Raw genomic sequence first — 18,376 nt, 5'->3', positions numbered from 1 at the left:
TGTCATTGCTTCGACCGCTTGCGTTTCGGCCTGGCATCCGTAGCGACGCGAACTTCTTTGGACCGCTTGAGCGCCACTTCCAGCTGAGCTAGCAAATCTCGAAGCCCTGAAAGTTGCCCCTCGAGCGCGTCACATCTGCCGCGCAGGATATCGGCAGACTGACTTGCCGTGGCGGCCGCTGATTGGGCGGCCTGGATTTCCTGACGCAGCTGCTTCTCAAGGGCCCTGTGTTATTCGGATGCCTTCCTTTGCTGCGCCTGGAGTTCCTTCACCTCCTGGCGGGCTCGATCAACATCGCTGAGCGCTCGATTCTCGACAGATCTGACGTACTCGGTCCAGTCCTCCCGCTCAGATTTCGCCGTCTCTAGGGCATCGTGAAGCCGTGCATCGAGTTGCTGTCTCGCTGTCTCGGTTCGGTCGGCTCTTCGACGCTCGAGATCGCGCTGCTCTGCAAGTTCAGAGATCTGTAGCTGAAGCTGGTCGACCAGGTGCTGTAGCTCTGAAGCTTGGGTCGTTGCAATTTTCTCGCCGGTAATTGCAACGTCACGCTCTGCACGCATTTGCGTCAGCTCTTCAGTCGCAAGTCGGGAACTGGCCTCCAGCGCTTCACGCTCGGCAGCCAGAGCCTGCTCGGACGATGCAAGCTCTCGACGGGCGACCTCCTGGGCATGCTTCAGCGCCAGCACCCACCATTGCCTGGCGAGTTCTGCCAACACCGCTGGCGCATCTTCCAGGTCCGGACGCGCTGGCTGCAGGCGCGTGCCAAGTCGGTTCCACCATGTCTCCAGCCAGCGGGTCACCGTGTTCGGCGAGCCTGTCCCCAAGTGAGCCCGGATCCGCTCGACAGTGGGGCGCTCGCCCTTGGCCACCAGCTCGTCGGCGGCGGTATGGACGTCAGATTCGGTGATGCCGCGGGCCATGTTAACTCTCCTGTACTGGCGCCCTGCTCTGCTGATAACGTACTCACGATAAGTGATGATTATCGTGGGTATGATTGTCTAAACGTAGCGTACATTACATAGTATGAAAGATATTTCTTCAGTTCCCGCACTTGCCGCGACGGCCACCAGTTTGGTCCTGCCCGAACAGCTGGCCCAACAGGCTGCCGATGCGGTCCGCGAGCTGCTGGCCGAAGCCGCAGCCGAGAACACCACTCGCAGCTACACCAGCGCTCTGCGCTACTGGGCCGGCTGGCACACGGCGCGCTACGGCATCGAGTTGGCCTTGCCGGTACCCGAAGCCATCGTGCTCCAGTTCGTAGTCGATCACGTACAGCGCCGCTCGACCGACGGCGAATTGGCCTGGGAACTTCCACCAGCCGTCGACCAGGCCTTGGTGGCCGCTGGCCTCAAGGCTAAGATCGGCCCGTGGACCTTGGCGACGGTGCGCCATCGCGTTGCCGTGCTGTCCACCGCGCACCGCCTGAAGCAAGTGGCCAATCCCTGCGAGCAGCCGGCAATCCGCACCGTACTCAGTCGCGCGGGGCGAGCCGCGGTCAAGCGCGGCGAACGCCCACGCAAGAAGACTGCAATCACCCTGGCCGAGCTAGAGGCCATGTTGGCCACCTGCGACGACAGCCTGGAAGGGATTCGGGATCGGGCCCTACTCGAGGGTCGGCAGGGATTCATGTAAAAAACAGCCGTTCGCCTTTTAAGCTCTTGATGTTGCCGTGCTTTTGCTTCTGAGCCTACTGCGTTGCTGAGGCCACGAAGTGGCCTATTAGCCTCAAAAGAGTCGCCAAAATCATAAGCCGGCAGGTCCCCACTTCCGACCTAGCTCGCCAGGATCCGGCTCGAATAATCGAGCGGCGCGATCTTCCGGCTCAAGTCGAGTGTGTAGTCCCCAAAGCGATTGATGTGACTGGTCCGGTACGGGGACAGCCCGGCGAGCACCTCGGCGCTTATACCCATCCCCTCGTCCCGCAGCTCGGCCAGGATTCGGGTCATCCGCTCCACGTTGTGCAGGATGATCATGTTGGCCACGAGCTGGTTGTATTTCACGATCTTGCGCTGCTCGTGCAGGATGTTCTCGGCGATGATCCCTTCCCCGCCGAAGAACGACCACTTGATGAACCCGTTGAACTCCTCGCTCTTGTTGGTGGCGGCATGAATGGTTTTGCGTACATCGACATCATCGATGTAGCGCAGCAGGAACATGGTGCGGATGGCTTTGCCGAGTTCGCGGAAGGCGAAGTACAGCTTGTTCTTGCGGCTATAGGTGCCGAGCCGACGCAGGATCGTGGAGGCAGTGATCTTGCCGAGCTTGATCGAGACGGTCACGCGCAGCATGTCGTGCAGGTGGGTTTCGATCAGGACCCAGTCGATGCTCTCGCCGAATAACGCCTGGATGTTCTTGTAAGAGCGACCCGGCTCGGGTCGGAAGAACGTCAGATCCTTGATGCCGCGGATGCGCGGCATAAGCTGAATGCCCAACAGGTGCGCCAAGCCGAATACCGGATAGCTTTGGGCCTGCGTGTCGCCATGCACGATCTCCGGCTGGATATCGGAGGTATTGGCCAGCAGACCGTCGAGAATGTAGACCGCTTCATGCACGCCGCACGGAATGAAGTGGCTGAACAACGCAATGTACTTGTCCGAAACGTGGTAGTAGCCGATGCCGCCGTAGCCGCCATAGCGGATGTGGTATTCGGACAGCAGGTTCTGCTCGTACACGCTCCATTTCGTACCATCAGCGGAGGCGCTCTTGCCGCTGCCCCAGTATCCGGGCAACTCGAACTTGTTGTAGGTATTGATGACCTCGACGATGGCCTTGTCGAGGGTTTCCTCGGTGACGTATTTCAGGTTGAGCCAGGAGATCTGTCGCCGGCTGAAGCCTTTCACCGAGCGTGCCGTCTGGGTCGGGCCGAGGTTGCAGCCGTAGCAGAACAACGTCGTGACGACGCGGCGCAGCAACTCGTCCACGCGGCTGTCGGTACCGGCGATCGGCCGGAAGTGCTTATGCAGTTGCAGCCAGTGCGCGGCGTCGACCAGCACATCGACGATGCTGGTCGGCGGCAACCGCTCGGTAATCACCCCGTCGAGGGACACGATGGCACGGGACACTTCCGTGCGTTGCAGGCGCTTGAGGATCAGGCGACCGTCGACCAGTTCTGCATGGACGTTCTCCGGAAAGCGCTGGTCGACGGCATCGGCCAAGGCGGCGAGTTCCACCCGCAGTCCGCGCACGAAGACCGCGGCGTCGGTCGGCAACCCGGAGACTTCGCCGTAGGCCTCCAATTCCTGGGCGAAGGTCGCTTCGTCCACCAACTGTTCGCGGTAGTCGTCATAGCGTTCGCCATGCGGGATATACAGGTCGCCGGATTTCAGTTCGTCCTTGATCTGCGCCAGCACGGCCAGCTCGAAGTATTTGCGATGCAGCCAGCCGCGCCCGGCCAGCGTGGCGGACTTGCCGAACACGTGCCGGCGCCAGGCGCTCGACAACCAGGTGAAATCGCCCTCCGGATCCAGACCGAGGGCACTGGCCTCGATCAGCTCACGACGTTGACCGCGCAGCGCCTGCAGCGCCGCGATCATGCGCTCCATCGTGGCATCATGGCTAGTTGAGCGCAGGCCCATGATCTCCAGGCAATTGAGCAGCAACGGGCGCATCGTGGCGTACGGCTGCAACAGGAACGGCAGGTAATTCTTGCCGGCGTACGCCATGTGCTCCTCGCACTCGGCGAGCAGCACCGGCACCTCGGTGACGAGCGCGTTGCCGATCGCATCGACCCGTTGCGTGTCGGTTCCCTCGACCTGATAGGCCTGGAGGATGACCTTGAGCTGGCCGATCAGGAGATCGGCGCGCTTGCTGTGTTCCAGTTGATAGGCCACGAGCCGTTGCTGCGCCGAGCTTTCCAGCTTCTGGATGAGCCGGATGAAGACGTCGGCCGCATCGTCGAGGGTCTTGGCGTATTGAGCGCGAATGAAGATCGCCGCGAGCGCATAGCGCTTGGTCGGTTTGAGTTCGGCCAGTTCGCTGGCATCCAGAGCCCGCGCCATCGCCCGGTACTGCTTGAGCTTGGGGACCGGCACGTCGATCGCAGGCAACTGTTCGGCCAGGTGTTGCAACCGGCGGATGTGCTGCAGGTAGAAGCGGACCTCCTTGTTTGTCGGGCGCTTGGGCTCGCGCTTGAGTGCCTGCCAGCCGCTGAAGGCGTCGTCGGGCGACACCAGCAGGTCATCGATGAGCGCGCGGACCGCGGGCGTCAGCGCATCGGCAATGCGGCCGAAGTAGCGATCGTGTACTCGCTCGCGGGCCTGGATCGCCAGACGTTCCAGGGTGCTGAACGCCGGCAACTCGTAACGGTGATGGACCAGTTCCTCTAGCAGGACATTCACGATGTCGGGAATGATGTGCTTGGTCTCGGCCGCCGTTTCCGCAACCGTCGCCAGCCAGGTGCGGCCGTCGGGATCGAGCACGCGCACCCGCAGGTAGTCGCGCAGCTTCGCGATATGGCCACGCTTCGCGCCAGAGCTGTCGTAGCTGTGCAATTGCTCGATCGGCACCGAACGACGATCGCCGGCCGTCTGCGCGATGTGCTGGATGATGCGCTCGGGCACATCGGCCAAAAGCGTGAAGTAGCCGAGGCGCTGGAACAATTTCAGGTGGACCAGCACCGCCAGTTGGGCCGTGGGTCGCGTTGCGGTGGCCGCAACAAAGGCCAACTCGGCCTCGGTCGGCGTGTAGATGTCCTGCAGTTCCTTGAGGGTCGGGTCCGGTTTCAGGCGCGGATACGCGGTCTCGTGCAGGGTCGTCATCCGTCAACAAGGCTCCTCAACGTAAGAAGGTGGCGTGCCTAGTCCCAATGCCGCCCATCGCCAGCGCGCAACGAGGCCTCCAGGAAACAGCGATGGTTGTCGGCGATGCGATGCATGTCGTCGATCAAGGTCGCCATCGCTTCATCCAAGACGTCTGGCTCGACTGTCGGCACGGTCAACCGGTAACGGGTGCCATCTGCGTCGGAACGCTGGGCGCCGTAAGGCGCCAGGCAGATATCCTCGATCAAACGCCGTGCCCGGTGGGGCCCGCGGCCGCGAGGCGTAAACGGGGTGAGCACGAGACTCAGGTCCACGGAGAGTGTCGGCGGCTCGACTGCCACAGGCGCCGGCAACGCGAGTGGTGCCGGTGCCGGCAAGACCAGGCCTGCTTCGATCCGATCGCGCGCGAACGGATCGGCGCCATCGAGATAGCGCATCGCCGATTTGATGTCTTTCCAGCCGACATACTCCATCAGCGTCTTCACATCCCAGCCATTCGCATCGGCCCAGGCCGCGAAGCCGCGCCGCAGCGAGTGTCCGCTGTAGGCGTCAGATGCCGACAATCCGGCCGCGGCGAAGGCGCGACGCAGCAGCGGGATGAGGCTGTTCGCATGCAAAGCGTCTTCGGACACTTGGGCCCACCGACCAATCGCCCGAAACAGGGGCCCTTCGGTCAGGCCGGCCACGGCGATCCACTCGGCCGTCGCCGATACCGGGCAGCAGCGCGACAGCGCCGGGACCTTGAAGATCCGCCCTTCGTTGCGCCGATCGCTCTTGGTGCGGGGCAAAAAGCAGGTCATGCCTTGGCCGGGAACGATGCGCACGTGCTCGACCTGGAGATGGATCAGCTCGTCGCCGCGAAAGCCACGCCAGAATCCGAGCGAGATCAGCGCGCAATCCCGCAAATGCCGCAGCTGCGCCGCTCGGTCACCGCGACCTTCCGCGGTCGCCGCGGCCGTGTGCAGCCAGGTCATGACCTGCGCGAGCTGGGTCAGTTGCAGCGGTTCGGCCCGCTTCTCAACGGCCGGATGCAACGTCTGGATACCCTTGAGCACCTGGCGCACGCGCGGCGATCGCGTCGGATCGACGAAGCCATGCTCGCCGTGCCATTGCGCCAGTGCCGCCAGGCGCTGCTTGAGCGTATTGATCGCCAACTGCTCGGCGTAATCGGCCAAATACTGGGCCACGCTGTCGGCGGTGGCAGGCAGATGCCCACCCCATTCCACCTCGAAGTGGCGAACCGCCGACTCATAGCTGCGCCGTGTGTTGGCGCGGGTGGCGGCTTCTCGGTAGCGGTCGACGCTGCTCAAGGGATCACCGCGTGGAGAGCGCCTGGGCATAGGCATTGGTGATCGGATAGCGTCGTTCACGTCCAAACGCACGCCGCGAGATCTTCGGACCCGGCGCCGCCTGCTGCCGCTTCCATTCGTGGCGACGCACAAGGTCCAGCACCGGGTCCACCACGGCGGCGGCGAATCCGGCCGCCAGGAGTTCCTCGCGCGATTGTTCCTGGTCGATATGACGGAACAGGATCGCATCGAGCACGTCGTAGGGCGGCAGGGTGTCCTGGTCGGTCTGGTGCTCGCGCAGCTCCGCTGTCGGCGGCCGTGCGATCACCTCGGGCGGGATGACCGGCGCGCCGCCTACGGTATTGCGCCAGCGGGCCAACGCACTCACCTCGGTCTTGTAGACATCCTTGAGCGGGGCGTAACCGCCGCACATGTCGCCGTAGATCGTCGTGTAGCCGACCGCGTACTCGCTCTTGTTGCCGGTGGTCAGGAGCAATCCGCCGAGCTTGTTGCTCAGCGCCATCAGCACCGCACCGCGCGTGCGCGACTGCAGGTTTTCCTCGGTCGCATCAACCGTCGTACCCGCGAACAGCCCGCTCAGCGTGTCGAGAAAGCCCTGGAACGGGGCGTCGATCGGCACCGTCCGCATCGCCACGCCCAAGGTCGCGCACTGCGCCGCCGCCAGGTCGTTGCTCAACGCGCTGGTGAAGCGCGACGGCAACCGCACCGCGGTGACGCGGTCGCTCCCCAGCGCATCCACGGCCATCGCCAGCACCACCGCCGAATCCAGTCCTCCCGACAAGCCGACCCAAACCCGGTCGAAGCCGTTCTTGCGGCAGTAGTCGCGCAACCCGCACACGATCGCGCGCCAGGCCACAGCGTCGCGGCCGACGTCGGTGTCGATTGGCCAGGAGACCTGGGTGAACGTGCGTGAGGCCGGATCGAAATCGGCGACCAGCACATGTTCCTCGAAGGCGATGGCCGCCGGATGCACCTGGCCATCGGCATCGGCCAGCAAGGAGGCTCCGTCGAACACGACCGCATCCTGGCCGCCAACGAGGTTGACGTAAGCGAGTGCGACCTGATTGTCGCGGGCGCGCTCAGACAGCAGCGCGTCCCGCTCCGCGTGTTTATCGCGCTCGAAGGGCGAGGCGTTGGAGACGAGAATCAGCTGCGCGCCGGTTGCGGCGGTTTCAAACGTCGGTTCCAGCCCCCACAGGTCCTGGCAAATCAGCAAGCCCACGGTGACGCCCTGAAGCTCGAACACGCACGCCCCGCTGTCCGGATCGACCGCAAAGTACCGACGCTCATCGAAGACGGCGTAATTGGGTAAGTCGCGCTTGCGGTAAGTGGCCGCCACCGCGCCGTCGCGCAACATGCTGATCGCGTTGTAGACGACAGCGCCTGCCGCTTCCGGCCACCCCACGACCGCGACGATGCCGGTTGTTTCCTGGGCGATGCGCTGCACGGCATCGGCGCATTCGGCCAGGAACTGCCGCCGCAGCAGCAGATCCTCCGGCGGATAGCCGCTCAGCGTGAGTTCCGGAAACAGCACTAGGTCGGCGTGATAGCGATCGCGCGCCTCGGCGATCCGCTCGGCAATGCGCCCTGCGTTGCCGTCGATGTCCCCGACGGGAAAGTCCGCCTGGACCAATGCGATTCGCAGGCTCATGGGCAGTTCCCACCAAGGCATCGCATCACCAGACGGTTCATGCCGACCTCTTCCGACGCACGTCTGTCGTTTTGACCCGCGAGGTCGGCATCGGCTCCCGCAAGGTGGCCAGAATCGAGCACTGGCCCCGGGCGCCTCCGGAGCATGCGTTGATCGTGCGGTCCAATTCCCGGGCAATGCGATTGAGCTCGCGGAGCTTGCTGCGGATATCGGTCAAATGCTCGCGGGCAATCGCATCGATCTCGCCGCAGGAGAGCGTGCGGTCGCTTTCCAGCCGTAGCAGGCTGCGGATCTCATCCAGACTGAAGCCGAGGTCGCGGCTGCGGGTGATGAAACGCAGCAGGTCCACTTCGTCATCGCGGTACTCGCGGTAACCGCTGGCGGTTCGCCGCGGTTTGGGCATCAGCCCCACGCGCTCGTAGTAGCGAATGGTTTCCAGATGGCAGCCGCTGGATTCGGCCGCTTCGCTAATCTTCATCGACGCCTCTTGACCCTATAGCTGCTACGGACTTTACCCTTTGAGGCCTCCGGGGGCTATGGCGCACGGGAGAGGAGGTTGCCCTGTCGTGGAATCCTGCCCTTGACTCCGTAGCAGGTACGGGGTGTACGCTCACCGTTGCAACTGGTTCCCATTGCCGTTTATTGCCCTTCACCTAGGCGCTCTCCGTGACCAACTCCCTCTGTCGTTGCCTGCTGATCGCGTTATTGGCTTGGCTGTCCTTCCCAGCCTTCGCCACCGCGCCGTCCGCGGTCAACCCGCGCCAGACCTGGCAGCTGCTGGACTATGTGGCCGTCGACTATGGCACGGCCGTGAAATCCGGCAGCGTCGCGTCCGAGGCCGAGTACGCGGAGATGCGTGAATTTGCAGGGGCGGTGCGAACCCAATTGGCCGCACTGCCGTCGACGCCCGGCCAGGCCGGTCTGATCGCCCAAGCTGATCAGCTGGTAACCGCTGTCGAGTCTAAGTCCGACGCCAAGCACGTCGCCGATCTAGCGCATCGGCTGGCCGACGGCCTGCTGGCCAACTACCCGGTCGGTGCCGTGCCGGCGACGCCGCCCGATCCGGCCCGGGGGGCGCAGCTCTACGCCGCGCAATGCACTGCCTGCCACGGTCCGGCCGGCCACGGAGATGGGCCGGCTGCGGCGAGCTTGGACCCGCCGCCCATTGCCTTCACCGATGCCACCCGCGCCGCCCAGCGCAGTCCCTTCGCCTTGTACGAAGCGATTTCCCAAGGGATCCAGGGAACGGCCATGACCGGCTTCTCGTCCCTGCCGGAAGCCGATCGCTGGGCGCTGGCGTTCTACGTCGGCAGCTTGTCGCATTCGCCGCAGATGCGGGCCGAGGGCGAAGCGCTGTGGCGCGACGCGCCGGCCTGGCACCAGCGCCTTCCCACGCTGGAAGCGCTGACCCGCACCAGCGAGGCGGATCTGATCGCCGCCGGCAGTCAGGACGCGCAGGCGCGGGCCATCATCGCTTACCTGCGCGGGCAGCCGCAGGCCGTCCAGACCGCAGCTTCGGGCGTGGCAGCAGTCCAATCGCTCGCACTGGCCCGGCAACGGATGGCCGAGAGCCTCCGCGCCTATCAGGCGGGCGATGCCGGGCAGGCCAAGACGGCGGCTTTGTCGGCGTACCTGGATGGCGTCGAACCGGTCGAGCCCACACTCGCCGCGCGGGACAACGCGCTGATGCGTGGGCTCGAAACCACCATGGCGCGCTATCGCGATGCCATCGGCCGCCGCGTTCCTGCCTCCGATGCGACAGCGCAGGCGACGGAGGTGAGCGCGCTGTTCGATCGCGCCGAGGCGGTCTTGCGGGATGCGCACACCGATCGCACCACGGCGTTCCTGGGCAGCTTTACCATCCTGCTCCGCGAAGGGATCGAGGCGTTGTTGATCGTGATCGGCATGATTGCCTTCCTGCGCAAGGCCGAACGTCGCGAGGTCCTGCCGGCGGTGCACGCCGGTTGGGTCGGGGCGTTGCTGGCGGGTGTGGCAACCTGGGCCATCGCGACCCATCTGGTCGATGTGAGCGGCGCCAACCGTGAGGTCACCGAAGGCGTGTCGGCGTTGTTCGCTGCAGTGGTGCTGCTCAGCGTGGGCATCTGGATGCACCAGAAAAGCCTGGCTGGGCGTTGGCAGCAGTACCTGCACGCCAAGGTCTCGGCTGCGCTGACCCGGCGCTCTGCGGTCTTCCTGTTCATGCTGGCCTTCGTCGCGGTCTACCGCGAAGTGTTCGAGACGATCCTGTTCTTCATCGCGATGTGGAACCAGAAAAACAGCACCGCGATTCTGGGTGGGCTGGTCGCCGGTAGCGTCGTGTTGGCCGGGGTGGCGTACTGGATGCTGCGCATGAGCAAGCGCCTGCCGATTGGCCAGTTCTTCTCGATCAGTTCGATCCTGATTGCCGTGCTCGCCGTCGTGCTGGTCGGCAAGGGCATCGCGGCGCTGCAGGAAGCTGGCTGGGTCGGTCAGGCGCTGGTCGCCGCGCCGCGTATCGATTGGCTGGGCGTGTACCCCTCCTGGCAATCCCTGCTGGCGCAGTTGGCCGTGGCGGTGATCGCTATCGGCAGTTTTTATTACAATGCGCGCAACTCTCGCGTGCCCCCGCAAGCCGTCAAGGGAGACCGCGCGCAATGAGCACGTCTTGCAACAGCTGTGGTGACTCGGCGACCATGGCTCAACTTCCGGCGCCTTCACTCCAGGTTATGCGTTATCGCATCGCGAACATGGACTGCCCCGCCGAGGAGGCGCTGATCCGGAACAAGCTCGGCCAAGTGCCCGGCGTGACGGACCTGCAGTTCAACCTGGTGCAGCGCACGCTGACAGTGCTTCACCAGTTGCCTGCGCTGGCCCCCGTGGAAGACGCGCTGGCGGCGATCGGCATGCAGGCGGTGCCATTGGAGACGACGGCGTCTGCCGTTGAAACGGCGCTGCATATCGCGAACATGGATTGCCCCACCGAGGAAAGCCTCATTCGCGGCAAGTTGAGTGGCATGCCGGGGGTGGACGCGCTGGCCTTCAATCTCGTGCAACGCACCCTGACCGTCCGCCACGCGACCGGTGTCTTGTCGGATGTGCTAGCCGCCTTGAAGTCGCTGGGCTTCGAGGCCGAAGCGGTCGCCACGGCCGGCAGCGCAGATTCGACTGCACCGGTGCAGACCCGGACAGCCTGGTGGCCGTTGATCGTTTCCGGCGCGGCGGCACTGCTCGCCGAGGTCATGTCGTGGCTCGGGGCCCCTGCGTGGCTGGTCATAGCACTGGCGCTGGTGGCGATCGGTACGGGCGGCCTGTCGACCTACAAGAAGGGCTGGATTGCGCTGAAGAACCGCAATCTCAACATGAACGCCCTGATGTCGATCGCGGTCACCGGCGCGATGCTGATCGGCCATTGGCCGGAGGCGGCCATGGTGATGGTGCTGTTCGCGCTGGCCGAGGTGATCGAGGCCAGATCGCTGGATCGCGCGCGCAATGCGATCCGGGGCTTGATGGACCTGGCGCCCGAACGGGCCACGGTGCTGCAGGACGGCAACCGATGGGTCGAGGCGGATGCCAAGACGGTCGCGCTCGATAGCCGGGTGCGGGTCAAGCCGGGCGAGCGCATCGCGCTGGACGGCGTGGTGGTCCTTGGCCGCTCCACGATTAACCAGGCGCCGATCACCGGCGAGAGCCTTCCTGTCGAAAAGGCCGAGGGCGATCTGGTGTTCGCCGGCACCGTCAACGAAGCCGGTTCGCTCGAATATCGGGTCACGGCCACGGCCAATGATTCCACCCTCGCGCGCATCATCCACGCGGTGGAGGCGGCGCAGGGCAATCGTGCGCCCACCCAGCGCTTCGTCGACCAGTTTGCGCGCTGGTACACCCCGCTGGTGTTTGCCGTCGCCATCGGCGTCGCGGTAGTGCCGCCCCTGTTGATGGGCGCGGCGTGGCTGGAATGGACCTACCGGGCGCTGGTGCTGCTGGTGATCGCCTGTCCTTGCGCACTGGTGATCTCCACCCCGGTGAGCATCGTCAGCGGACTGGCCGCGGCGGCACGGCACGGCATCCTGATCAAGGGCGGCGTGTACCTGGAGAATGGTCGCAAGCTGCGATGGCTGGCGCTCGACAAAACCGGGACGATCACCCACGGCAAACCCAAGCAGACCGACTTCGTCGCATGGGGCGAGGCGGACCCAGGCCTGACTCGCGCGGTCGCGGTCAGCTTGGCCGCTCGCTCCGACCACCCCGTCTCCAAGGCCATTGCCGTGGCGGGACAGGACGATGCGGTGACCGTGCGTGAAGTCGAGGACTTCGCCGCCTTGCCGGGCCGCGGCGTACGCGGCCAGGTGGCAGGTGTGCTTTACCACTTGGGCAACCATCGGCTGGTGCAGGAGCTGGGTGCCAGCTCGGCAGCGTTGGAAGCGCATTTCAGCAGCTTGGAAACACAAGGCAAGAGCGTCGTGGCGCTGGTGGCAAGCGATGGCGTGCAGGCCCTCTTCGCCGTGGCCGACACGGTCAAGGACAGCAGCCGACAGGCCATTGCCGAACTGCACGCACTCGGCGTCAAGACCCTGATGCTGACTGGCGACAATCCGCACACCGCGCAGGCCATCGCCCGCGAAGTCGGCATCGACCGGGCCCAGGGCAACCTGCTGCCCGAAGACAAGCTGCGGGAAATGGAAGCCCTCGCCGCACAGGGCACCAGCGGCATGGTCGGCGACGGCATCAACGATGCCCCGGCGCTGGCGCGGGCTGATATCGGCTTTGCGATGGGCGCGGCCGGGTCCGACACCGCCATCGAAACCGCCGATGTGGCCTTGATGGACGACGACCTGCGCAAGATTCCCGCCTTCGTCGGGCTGTCGAAGGCCACGGCCCGGGTTTTGGCACAGAACATCGCTCTGGCGCTCGGCATCAAGGCGGTGTTCCTGGTGCTCACCTTAGCTGGTCAGGCTACGATGTGGGCTGCGGTGTTTGCCGACATGGGCGCGAGCCTGCTGGTCGTCGGCAACGGCATGCGCTTGCTGCGGAAGTTATCTTCGGCCCGCAAGTGAGAGGAGGACGCCATGACACGGTCGAAGGAAGTCGCTAAGTTCTTCTCCTGTTTTGAAACCTTCCATGCGCTCGTGCACGGCTATCTTTCGGGGGGCGGGCACGGATCTAAGTGTGTTGGGGATTCAGGTAGCCGTCCACTGAACCCTCACGGGCGTGTTCGTCAACGCCGCCATTGCGGTCGCATTGCGGCTATAGGCTTGGCGAGGCGACAGGCATCCTGAATGATATTTCAAAGCTCACCTGTTGCTGGCCATGCCGGAGGGTTGAAGTCCGCCGCGTCCCGTGCCTTGCTTGCGCGCTTGCGCACTTCCGCGCGGTTGGTTGTGCTGGTGCTGTTGATCTTCGTCATGAAGATTGGCGCTGCCGCCGCGTGTACCCGGCATGATTTCGTTGATCTGGGCCATGGTACGAAGGCCTCGCTCGAGACCGTAGTGAATGTGCCAGCGGACGATGGCGAGGGTGCGTCGAGGAAGGAGCCCGGCGGGTGTTCGCACTGCAGTTGCCACCACGCCGCCGTTATGGCGCCCGAAACCTTCTTCAGCTTCCCCCTCCCACCGCAGGATGTGGCGGTACTGCTCGCCGGCGTGCGGCGCAGCATTACGTCTTGTTTGGAACTTAGGCCACCGATCGCCTAACCGGCCTGTGGTTTGCCCCCTCGGCGCGGAGCGTCGAGGAATGTTGTCGATTCAGAGGATCCTTCCAATGCACCTTGTTCGTTCGACGCGCCGACGCGCTGTCGCCTGGCTGGCCATCGCGCTGTTCGCCTGCTTGCTGGCAGGACAGGCATGGGCCGCCCAAGCGCCCGGGGCCATGGCCCCGGCGCCCCTCCGCGCGGCGCTTCTGGCCGCTTGGCAGCGCCATCCCAGTTACCGTGCCACCGAAGCACAACTCGCTGCCGCTCGCGCACGGCTGGCAGCAGCGGGACAGCCGCTGTACAACCCCGAAGTCGAGCTGACCCGCGAGGAAGAAGGCGACGAACGTACGTCGACTGCTGGACTCAGCCTCACGCTTGATATCAGTGGCAAACGCCGCGTACGCCGTGATGCAGCCGCAGCGCGGGTCGATCAGGCCACGGCGGAAGCGCAAATGCACCGTCGCGATTTCGTCAAACAATGGTTCGCCAGTTGGGCTGATCTGCAATCGGCACAACAGCGGTTCCGTACTGGCGAGCGCCGTTTGGAACTGGTGTCCCGATTTGCAATGCTGGCCGAAAAGCAGTTCGCAGCCGACGACATTTCCGGAATCGAGCGGGATCTCGCTCAACTCGCCCACGACGAAGCGCAAGCCGAGCAATCCCAGCTGATTGCAGAACGCGGGGAAGCCGAAGCGCGCTTTCGGGCTGTGGGCGGCAGCCCCGAATTGGTTGCGAGCGTACTCTTGCCCAGCAAAACCCTGCCACCGCCTGTTACGCCTGCGGAAGGCGTCGAGCAATTGCCGGAGTGGCAGGTCGCACATGCGGCGGCGCTGGCTGCCGAGCGGGATGTCACGGTGGCGCGTCGTGATCGCATAGCAAACCCGACACTGGCCGTTCGCGGCGGACGCAAGGACATCGGCCCGGTGACTGACAACATTGTCGGTTTCTCGATCAGCATTCCGTTGTTCGTCCGCAACTCATATCGTGCCGAAGTAGCGGCGGCCACCGCCGAGGCCGATGTGGCCGCAGCGGTGGCTGAACGCACCACAATGGAACTGACAGCGGATCGTCAGCGCGCCATCGGCAGCTACGGTGCCGCGCAGTCCGCCTGGTCGCGCTGGCAAGGTAGCAGGGGCACCGATGTGGAGCGCCGCGCCAGCTTGCTGGAGAAACTCTGGCAGGAAGGCGAACTGTCCACCGCCGATTACCTGTTGCAGCTCAAGCAGACCCTTGACACCCAGCTCGCTGGTGCCGAACTTGAGGCGCGCCTGTGGCGCAGCTATGCCGACTACCTCGCCGCCACCGGTCAGCTTGAACGCTGGGCCGGTATGGAAGGCACCCCATGAGAGAGATTTCGATGGATCGCATGCGTTTGTTAACCCTGCCGCTGACCGCCGCATTGCTGCTGGCGCTGGCCGCTTGTTCCAAATCCCCCGATGCAGGCGCGGCCAAGCCTGGGGCCGAAACCGCGAATTCCGAACAGGCGGGTGGTGAGGGCCACGCCGAAGGCGGTGAAGAAGAAGCCGCCAGTTCGGTGAAGATGGACGATGCCGCGATGAAAGCCGCCGGCATCCGCTTGCAGACACTGCGGCCGTCGGCGCTCAGCGAGGAACTGCGCGCTCCGGGCGAAGTGGTGGATACGGGCTATGGCACGACCTTGATCACCCCCCAGGTGGAGGCGCTGGTCGTGCGCCGGCACGCCAAGCTCGGCGATGAAGTCCGCGCCGGCGCGCCGCTGGCGACACTGACAAGCGTCGATGTTTCCGACGCGCAAGCCGAGCTGCGCATCGCCGAACAGGAATGGCGCCGGGTTTCAGCACTTGGCCGTGAAGCCGTCGCCGGCCGTCGCATTACCGAAGCAAAGGTCGCGGTCGATCGCGCCCGGGCCAAGGCGCAGGCCTACGGACTGCCTGGCACCGCCAGCGGTGGCGTCAACGGCCAGTTCACGCTGACCGCGCCGCATGCTGGCCGCATCACCGAAGACGACTTCGTCGTCGGTGAGCGTATCGAACCGGGCAAGGCCTTGTTCCGTCTGGTCGATGAGTCCGTCGTATGGGTCGATGCCAAGCTGCAGGCGGGTACCGCACACCGCATCCGCCCTAGCCAGGAAGCGGTGGTGCTCTTTGACGGCGAGCGCTTGGCCGGTACCGTGCAGCAGGCCGCGCACCGCACCTCCGACGCTACGCGCAATGCCGTCGTGCGCATCAAGGTGCCGAACCAGGGCGATCGCCTGCACAGCGGTGACTTCGTCGATGTGTTCTTCGAGGCAACGGGAAGCGCCCAGGCCGACAGCCGTGCCGCCACGGAGGTTGCCGTGCCAAACGACGCACTGGTGCAACTGGCCGGTGACACCGTCGTCTTTCGCCGCAACGCGGAAGGTGCTCTGGAGCCGGTGCCGGTGCGCACGGGCGAGGTGATCGGCGACCGGACCCTGATCCGGGACGGTCTCAAGCCGGGCGACACGGTGGTGGTCGCAGGCGCGTTTGCGCTCAAGTCGCAGATGCTCAAGTCCCAGTTGGGAGAAGAAGAATGAGCCGCGAACTGCGCACAAGGGTGCGAGGTAACGCGCCATGCTGAATCGCCTGGTCGAACTGTCCCTGCGTTACAAGTTCCTGGTCCTGATCGTGTTCGCGGTGGTGGCCTTCCTCGGCATCAGCGCCGTGCGCAACGTGCCGATCGATGCGTTTCCCGACGTCACCCCGGTCCAGGTCAATGTCTACACCGAATCCCCGGGCCTGGCGGCCGAGGATGTCGAGCAGTTGCTGACCACGCCGGTGGAATCGGCGCTGGCCGGCTTGCCCAAGGTGCAGGAAATCCGTTCGGTCAGTCTGTTCGGGCTGTCGTACGTGTCGGTCTATTTCAAGGACGACATGGACATCTACTTCGCCCGTCAGCTGGTCAACGAACGCCTGCAGGAAATCGGCGATCGCCTGCCAGAAGGCTACGGGAAACCAAGCATGGGCCCGAATACGTCCGGGCTGGGGCAGGTGTACTGGTACACGGTCGAGCGCGCCCCGGGTGTCAGCAAGGAACAGGTCACCGACATGGACCTGCGCACCTGGCAGGAGTGGACGGTGCGCCTGATCCTGCGCACCGCGCCTGGCGTGGACGACGTGAGTTCCTGGGGCGGCGGCGAGCGCCAGTTCCAGGTACAGATCGATCCTCAGCGCTTGTATGCACGCCACCTGGGCTTCAGCGATGTCATCAACGCCATCCCCGCCAATAACGGCCAGGTCGGCGGCAATGTCATGGATGTCGGCCGCGAGCAATTCCTCGTCCGTGGCCTGGGCTTGCTGAAGTCGGTCGAGGACATTGGCGCCATCGTGCTGAAGTCCGAAGACGGCGTTCCGGTGTACCTGCGCGACGTGGCCCGCGTAACGGAGGCCCCTGCACCGCGCTTCGGTGCCGTGACCCGTGATGGCCAAGAGGTCGTCATGGGCCAGGCACTGGCCCGCATCGGCGAGAACGCAAAAAACGTCGTCGAAGCCGTCAAGGGCAAGCTGGAGGTCGTTCGGGCGGCGCTGCCCAAGACCATGGTGCTGCGCCCCATCTACGAGCGCACCGACCTGGTCAACAAGGCGGTGGAAACCGCCGTGCGGGCGCTGATCGAAGGCTCCATCCTGGTCGCGATCATCCTGTTCCTGTTCCTGGGCGAGGTGCGCTCGGCGCTGGTGGTGATCGTTACCCTGCCGCTGGCGATGTTGATCGCTTTCATCGGCATGGGCCAAGCCGGACTATCGGCCAACCTGATGTCGCTGGCCGGCTTGGCCATTGGCATCGGCATGATGGTCGATGGCGCGGTGGTGATGGTGGAAAACGCGTTCCGGATCATGGCCGAACGCCTCGAACACGGCGAGAAGGTCGACAGAACTTCGGCAGTGCTGGCGGCGGCGAAGGAAGTCGCCAACCCGATCGCCTTTGCCATCATCATCATTATCGTGGTGTTCCTGCCGCTGTTTGCGCTGGAAGGCCTCGAAGGCAAGATGTTCAAGCCGATGGCGTTCAACATCGCCTTCGCCATGGCCGGCTCGCTGATCCTGAGCCTGACCCTGATTCCGGTGCTGGCGTCGATGATCCTCAAGCCCAAGGAGGAGCGCGACACCTGGCTGGTCGCCCGGATCAAGTGCATCTACCGGCCATTGCTGGACAAGGCCCTGGCCAAAAAGCGGACGGTGGTGATCAGTGCGGTGGCAGCCCTGATCGTGAGCCTGGCGCTGTTCCCGTTCCTGGGCAAGGAGTTCATGCCACAGCTGCAGGAAGGCTCGATCATGTGGCGCGTGACCGGCATTCCATCGACCTCGCTGAACGAATCGATCCGCACCAGCAACACCATCGCCGCAGCCTTCAAGCAATTCCCGGAAGTGGAAACCACCCTCTCCATGATCGGTCGTGCCGAGAAGGGCGACACCGCCGACGTCAACTACATGGAGATCTACACCGCCCTCAAGCCGGAGGACGAGTGGACCACCGGTCGGAATATCAAAGAGCTGGAAGCGGCGATGCAGGAAACGCTGGAGAAGGTGGTGCCCAATGTAGTGCCGAGCTACACCCAACCGATCCAGATGCGCGTGGAAGAGCTCATTTCCGGCGTGCGCGCCACGCTTGCCCTAAAGCTCTACGGTGAGGATCTGCGCGAACTCGACAAGCTTAGCGGGCGCCTCAAGAGCACCCTTGCCACGGTGCCGGGCGTCGCCGACCTTGCCCTTGAAGCCAATCTCGGCAAGCCGCAGATCCGCATCCAGGTCAACCGGGACGAGTTGGCGTTGTATGGGCTGAATGCCGAGGACGTGCTGACGATCGTGCGCAATGGGCTGGGCGGCGAACCGGTCAGCGTACTGTTGGACGGCGTCAAGCGCTTCGATATTGCCGTGCGCCTCGACGACAGCGCCCGCGTGTCCGTTGAATCCGTGCGTCACATTCCCCTGCGAACGGCTTCCGGTGCGCTGGTGCCCCTGTCACGCGTGGCGGAGATCAGCAACGCCGAAGGCTATTC

Annotated in this window: 12 protein-coding genes; 6 read left to right on the top strand and 6 right to left on the bottom strand. The window is 64.5% G+C overall.

What is annotated here, in order from left to right:
• Positions 1 to 230 precede the first annotated feature (230 nt).
• Positions 231 to 920 (bottom strand): DNA-binding protein, encoded by a 690-nt coding sequence (locus RT582_RS21555; RefSeq protein ID WP_313479920.1) that lies wholly within the window; start codon positions 918 to 920, stop codon positions 231 to 233.
• Positions 921 to 1,071: 151 nt separating this feature from the next.
• Here RT582_RS21555 and RT582_RS21550 point away from each other — a divergent pair, with 151 nt between their 5' ends.
• Positions 1,072 to 1,632, top strand: coding sequence for a hypothetical protein (locus tag RT582_RS21550; protein WP_313479918.1), 561 nt, complete (start codon positions 1,072 to 1,074; stop codon positions 1,630 to 1,632).
• Between the two features lie 140 nt (positions 1,633 to 1,772).
• On the opposite strand, the gene RT582_RS21545 is transcribed toward RT582_RS21550, so the two are convergent.
• From RT582_RS21545 to RT582_RS21530, 4 genes are read right to left on the bottom strand one after another with little or no spacing between them, the layout of a single operon-like run.
• Entirely contained in the window at positions 1,773 to 4,757 is a 2,985-nt protein-coding gene (locus RT582_RS21545) for a Tn3 family transposase (protein ID WP_049445196.1), read from the bottom strand.
• A gap of 38 nt (positions 4,758 to 4,795) precedes the next feature.
• Entirely contained in the window at positions 4,796 to 6,067 is a 1,272-nt protein-coding gene (locus RT582_RS21540) for a site-specific integrase (RefSeq protein ID WP_014647118.1), read from the bottom strand.
• A gap of 4 nt (positions 6,068 to 6,071) precedes the next feature.
• Positions 6,072 to 7,718: an NAD+ synthase gene (locus RT582_RS21535; protein ID WP_049445199.1), complete on the bottom strand. Its 1,647-nt coding sequence runs from the start codon at positions 7,716 to 7,718 to the stop codon at positions 6,072 to 6,074.
• Between the two features lie 37 nt (positions 7,719 to 7,755).
• The gene (locus RT582_RS21530; protein ID WP_014647116.1) at positions 7,756 to 8,196 is read right to left on the bottom strand and encodes a MerR family transcriptional regulator; all 441 of its coding nucleotides are present in this window, start codon (positions 8,194 to 8,196) and stop codon (positions 7,756 to 7,758) included.
• Positions 8,197 to 8,384: 188 nt separating this feature from the next.
• On the opposite strand from RT582_RS21530, the gene RT582_RS21525 reads away from it, so the two are divergent.
• Both RT582_RS21525 and RT582_RS21520 read left to right on the top strand, forming a co-directional pair.
• On the top strand, positions 8,385 to 10,355 hold the full coding sequence (locus tag RT582_RS21525) for a cytochrome c/FTR1 family iron permease (RefSeq protein ID WP_041863422.1): 1,971 nt from the start codon (positions 8,385 to 8,387) through the stop codon (positions 10,353 to 10,355).
• A gap of 35 nt (positions 10,356 to 10,390) precedes the next feature.
• A complete protein-coding gene (locus RT582_RS21520; RefSeq protein ID WP_446750908.1) occupies positions 10,391 to 12,748 on the top strand; it encodes a heavy metal translocating P-type ATPase in 2,358 nt (785 codons plus the stop codon).
• A 237-nt stretch (positions 12,749 to 12,985) separates the two neighbouring features.
• On the opposite strand, the gene RT582_RS21515 is transcribed toward RT582_RS21520, so the two are convergent.
• The gene (locus RT582_RS21515; RefSeq protein WP_158454140.1) at positions 12,986 to 13,153 is read right to left on the bottom strand and encodes a hypothetical protein; all 168 of its coding nucleotides are present in this window, start codon (positions 13,151 to 13,153) and stop codon (positions 12,986 to 12,988) included.
• A 298-nt stretch (positions 13,154 to 13,451) separates the two neighbouring features.
• Between RT582_RS21515 and RT582_RS21510 the strand changes: the two genes are divergently transcribed.
• The 3 genes from RT582_RS21510 to RT582_RS21500 form a co-directional block, all read left to right on the top strand.
• Positions 13,452 to 14,729, top strand: coding sequence for a TolC family protein (locus RT582_RS21510; protein WP_158454139.1), 1,278 nt, complete (start codon positions 13,452 to 13,454; stop codon positions 14,727 to 14,729).
• Positions 14,726 to 15,916, top strand: a complete 1,191-nt coding sequence (locus RT582_RS21505) for an efflux RND transporter periplasmic adaptor subunit (protein ID WP_080052983.1) — start codon at positions 14,726 to 14,728, stop codon at positions 15,914 to 15,916. The genes RT582_RS21510 and RT582_RS21505 overlap by 4 nt, the downstream gene beginning before the upstream one ends.
• 37 nt (positions 15,917 to 15,953) lie before the next feature.
• A partial coding sequence (locus tag RT582_RS21500) for an efflux RND transporter permease subunit (protein WP_313479900.1) occupies positions 15,954 to 18,376 on the top strand: 2,423 nt, incomplete at its 3' end.

Source organism: Stutzerimonas kunmingensis, from assembly GCF_032106285.1.
In the GTDB taxonomy this organism is placed as follows: domain Bacteria; phylum Pseudomonadota; class Gammaproteobacteria; order Pseudomonadales; family Pseudomonadaceae; genus Stutzerimonas; species Stutzerimonas kunmingensis_B.
The sequence above is the reverse complement of the archived record's forward strand: the minus strand, read 5'-3'. Positions and strand labels throughout refer to the sequence as shown.

Coding starts and splice junctions, on each gene's coding strand:
- RT582_RS21555 (WP_313479920.1), bottom strand. CDS start 920: ATGGCCCGCGGCATCACCGAATCTGACGTCCATACCGCCGCCGACGAG.
- RT582_RS21545 (WP_049445196.1), bottom strand. CDS start 4,757: ATGACGACCCTGCACGAGACCGCGTATCCGCGCCTGAAACCGGACCCG.
- RT582_RS21535 (WP_049445199.1), bottom strand. CDS start 7,718: ATGAGCCTGCGAATCGCATTGGTCCAGGCGGACTTTCCCGTCGGGGAC.
- RT582_RS21530 (WP_014647116.1), bottom strand. CDS start 8,196: ATGAAGATTAGCGAAGCGGCCGAATCCAGCGGCTGCCATCTGGAAACC.
- RT582_RS21520 (WP_446750908.1), top strand. CDS start 10,391: ATGGCTCAACTTCCGGCGCCTTCACTCCAGGTTATGCGTTATCGCATC.
- RT582_RS21515 (WP_158454140.1), bottom strand. CDS start 13,153: ATGGCCCAGATCAACGAAATCATGCCGGGTACACGCGGCGGCAGCGCC.
- RT582_RS21510 (WP_158454139.1), top strand. CDS start 13,452: ATGCACCTTGTTCGTTCGACGCGCCGACGCGCTGTCGCCTGGCTGGCC.
- RT582_RS21505 (WP_080052983.1), top strand. CDS start 14,726: ATGAGAGAGATTTCGATGGATCGCATGCGTTTGTTAACCCTGCCGCTG.